Below are 3,579 nucleotides of genomic sequence, written 5' to 3'. Positions count from 1 at the left end.
GTCCTCGCCTTCCCCGTCCACCCCCTCTCCGCAGCAGCCCTCTTAGTCCTGTCGGCCGGCGGGATCGCACAGGAACCGCTGATCGGCCCCTTATGCCGCTCTGAGCCGGGGCCAGGCACACTGGGTGCCCCCGACACCCGGCCCCGGCGCTCCCGTCTGCGGACGTTCCTGCCGCTGGGGCTCGCCGCGTGGCTGGTGCTGGAGATCTGGCTGCTGACCGTGGTCGCGGGAGCGACCAGCGGGTTCGTCGTCTTCCTGCTCCTGCTCGCCGGCTTCCTGCTCGGCTCGGTCGTCATCAAGCGGGCGGGCCGACGCGCCTTCCAGAACCTCAACGAGGCGCTCCAGCGCGGCACGCCCCCCTCCTCGGGCGGGGGCAGCGGCCTGACGATGCTCGGTGGCCTCCTCCTGATGATCCCCGGCCTGGCCTCCGACGCGCTGGGGCTGCTGCTGCTCCTGGCGCCGGTCCAGAAGGCCGTCGGCCGCTATGCGGAACGCACGGTCGACCGCAAGCTCCGCACGGCGACTCCCGGCACGCTCGGCGACGCCTTCCAGCAGGCCCGTATGCACCGCCCGGACGGAAAGGTGGTCCAGGGCGAGGTGATCAAGCACGACGAGCGCGGCGAGGGCGAGCGGGAACAGCGCCCTCCGCTGACTCCGTGAGTGCGCGGGTCCGGCGGCGCGAGCTCCCGGACCCCGCCGAACAACGCCAAAGACCGCGGGCGCCGTACGTGACTTCACGTACGGCGCCCGCGGTCATATGTCGTGCGCTGTAAACCAGCCCCAGCTCCGCAGGACTATGCGGACTTGCGGCTGTCCCGAGGATGAACCGCGAGGTTCATCGCCCCGGAACGCAGAACGGCCAGCCGTTCCTCGAGGACCTCTTCGAGTTCCTCGCGGGTTCGCCGCTCCATCAGCATGTCCCAGTGCGTACGCGCGGGCTTGGCCTTCTTCTCCTCAGGGCCGTCGCCGTCCACGAGAAGCGCAGGCGCTCCGCAGACCTTGCACTCCCACTCCGGCGGGATCTCCGCCTCCACCGAGAAGGGCATTTCAAAGCGGTGCCCCTTCTCGCATGCGTACTCCACGGCCTGGCGCGGGGCCAGGTCGATGCCGCGGTCCGTCTCGTAGCTGGTCACCACGAGGCGCGTGCCGCGAAGAGCTCGCTCACTCATGAATCGTGCCTCCCGGGCTTGTCGCCCACAGGACAGGTGTCGCTGTCGTCGTCATCCGGTCAACGTCCGGTCGGCGGTAAAGATTCCCGTTCGGAGTCCCGTTCCGGGTCGTGCGTCGCCGTCGTAGCCGCAGCCTTGTCAACCAGTGCAGTACCCACCGGCGCCCGGTTTGTCACATCTGAAAGGAGATGTCACCCAGCGTTTCGGCATCTTTGACACGCAGTAACGGTACGCCTGGCAGGCCAAACGCGTACACTACCGCCCTTTCGCCTTGAGCGCTAAATCCTTTCGGGTACGGGATTGCCCGCGTCGGCGATCGCCCGCCGGACGGGGACCCGTGCGAGCAGCAGGAAACCGAGGACGAAGAAGATCACCAGCGAGATGATCGCGTCCCGATAGCTTCCGGTCACCTGGTAGGTGATCCCGAACACCAGCGGCCCGAGCCAGCTCATCCCGCGGTCGCTCACCTCGTACGCCGAGAAGTACTCGGCCTCCTTGCCGGGCGGGACGAGGTGGGAGAAGAGGGAGCGTGACAGGGCCTGGCTGCCGCCGAGGACCAGGCCGATCGCCGCCGCCAGCGCGTAGAAGCCCACCGGTGCGCCGGACGGCAGGAAGTAGCCGACGGCCAGGGTGAGCGTCCAGGCCACCAGCGAGCCGAGGATCGTGCGTTTCGCGCCGTACGTGCGGGACAGCCGGCCCATCGTCAGGGCGCCCGCGACGGCGAGGACCTGGACCAGCAGGATGGCGCCGATCAGGGTGGACTGGCTGAGGCCGAGTTCCTCGGAGCCGTAGACGGAGGCCTGGGAGATCACCGTCTGGATGCCGTCGTTGTAGACCAGATAGGCCAGCAGGAAGGCGAGGGTCAGCGGGTGGCGCCGCATGTCCCGGTAGGTCGCCACGAGCTGGCGCAGGCCAGGGACGCTCGCCTCGCGCCCCGCGGCGGTGACCGCCGGCGGGCGGTCGCGCAGCCGCAGCAGCGGGATCAGGGTGAAGCCGCCCCACCACAGGCCCGCCGAGGCCAGGCAGATCCGTACGGCCGTGGACTCCGAGACACCGAAGGAGTCGTGGGCGAGGTAGAGGACCAGGTTGACGACCAGGACCAGGGAGCCCGCCGCGTAGCCGAAGGCCCAGCCGCGCGAGGACACCGCGTCGCGTTCCTCGGGCGGGGCGATCTGAGGCAGGTAGGAGTTGTAGAGCATCATCGCGACGGACTGGGCCGCGTTCGCCACCACGAGCAGCACGCCGCCCAGCAGGTAGCGGTCGCCGGACAGGAAGAACATGCCCGTCGTGGCGGCGGCCCCCGTATAGGCGGCGGCCGCGAGGAAAGGCTTCTTGCGGCCGCTGCGGTCGGCGGCGGCGCCCACCAGCGGCATGACCAGGACGGCCGCGATCACCGACAGGGACACCGAGTAGGCGAAGAAGGAGCCGGCGCGGACCGGGATGCCCAGCGGATGCACATAGCCGCCGGCGTCGGCGGCCTCCTTGGCGACCGACGTCAGATACGGGCCGAGGAACACGGTGAGCACGCTCGTCGAGTAGACCGAGCAGGCCCAGTCGTAGAAGTACCAGCCGCGCTGCTCGCGCCGTCGCCCGGCGGCGTCGTCGGCCGCCTCCGCCCGCACGGATTCCGTGTCCACCCGCGCCCTCGCTTCCCCGCCCAGGACGTCGCGCACGTTGAGCGGACCAGAGGGCGACCGGGGTCAGACCCAGACGCCCCGCTCCTCCATGACCTTGCGCAACATGTCGATGTGATCGGTCATGATGCCATCCACCCCCAGGTCCAGGAGCCGGTGCATCCGATCGGTTTCGTTGATCGTCCACACGTGCACCTTGAGCCCGCGCGCGTGGGCGGAACGTACGAAGCGGTGGTCCACGACCTGGATGCCCGACTGGGCCTCCGGAACCTGTGCGGCCACGGCCGAGCGGCGTAGTGCCGCGGGCACCCCCCAGGACCGCAGCCGCAGATTGAGCACCCCGCGGGTGCCGTACGACGTCGCCAGGCGCGGGCCCGCCAGCCGCTGGGCGCGCAGGACGCGGGCCTCGGAGAAGGAGCCGACGCAGACCCGGTCCCAGGCGTTGGCGCGCCCGATGAGGTTCAGGAGCGGGTGGAGCGCCGGTTCGGCCTTGATGTCGATGTTCCAGCGGACCTCGGGGAACGTCTCCAGGAGTTCCTCGAACAGCGGGACGGGCTCCTTGCCGCCCACACGCGCTTCCCGTACCCGCGCCCACGGCAGATCGGAGATGCGGCCCGCGCCGTCGGTCAGCCGGTCCAGCGTCGCGTCGTGGAACGCGGCGAGTCTGCCGTCCCGCGTGGCGTGCACGTCCGTCTCGATGTAGCGGTAGCCCGCCTCGACCGCGCGCCGGAACTGCGCCACGGTGTTCTCCAGACCGTCGGCGGCGCCGCCGCGGT

The 3,579-nt window shown here is 70.3% G+C and carries 4 protein-coding genes; 1 reads left to right on the top strand and 3 read right to left on the bottom strand.

The genetic code is table 11. The features are described 5' to 3' along the window. Positions 1 to 81: 81 nt before the first annotated feature. Complete coding sequence (gene fxsA, locus BZL64_RS36555; RefSeq protein WP_425276108.1) at positions 82 to 660, top strand: FxsA family membrane protein; 579 nt, start codon at positions 82 to 84, stop codon at positions 658 to 660. 134 nt (positions 661 to 794) lie between these two features. Here fxsA and BZL64_RS36550 read toward each other — a convergent pair whose 3' ends face one another. The 3 genes from BZL64_RS36550 to BZL64_RS36540 form a co-directional block, all read right to left on the bottom strand. Then, positions 795 to 1,169: an RNA polymerase-binding protein RbpA gene (locus BZL64_RS36550; RefSeq protein ID WP_020128921.1), complete on the bottom strand. Its 375-nt coding sequence runs from the start codon at positions 1,167 to 1,169 to the stop codon at positions 795 to 797. Between the two features lie 278 nt (positions 1,170 to 1,447). Then, positions 1,448 to 2,806 carry an MFS transporter gene (locus BZL64_RS36545; RefSeq protein ID WP_107430423.1) on the bottom strand — a complete coding sequence of 453 codons (1,359 nt, stop codon included), beginning with the start codon at positions 2,804 to 2,806 and terminating at the stop codon, positions 1,448 to 1,450. Positions 2,807 to 2,869: 63 nt separating this feature from the next. Next, positions 2,870 to 3,579: glycerophosphodiester phosphodiesterase family protein (locus BZL64_RS36540; RefSeq protein WP_107430422.1), on the bottom strand; the 710-nt coding region annotated here is incomplete at its 5' end.

The organism is Streptomyces bobili (assembly GCF_002154575.1).
Lineage (GTDB): Bacteria > Actinomycetota > Actinomycetes > Streptomycetales > Streptomycetaceae > Streptomyces > Streptomyces bobili.
Note: the sequence above shows the minus strand (reverse complement) of the source record. Positions and strands in the feature narration are given on the sequence as shown.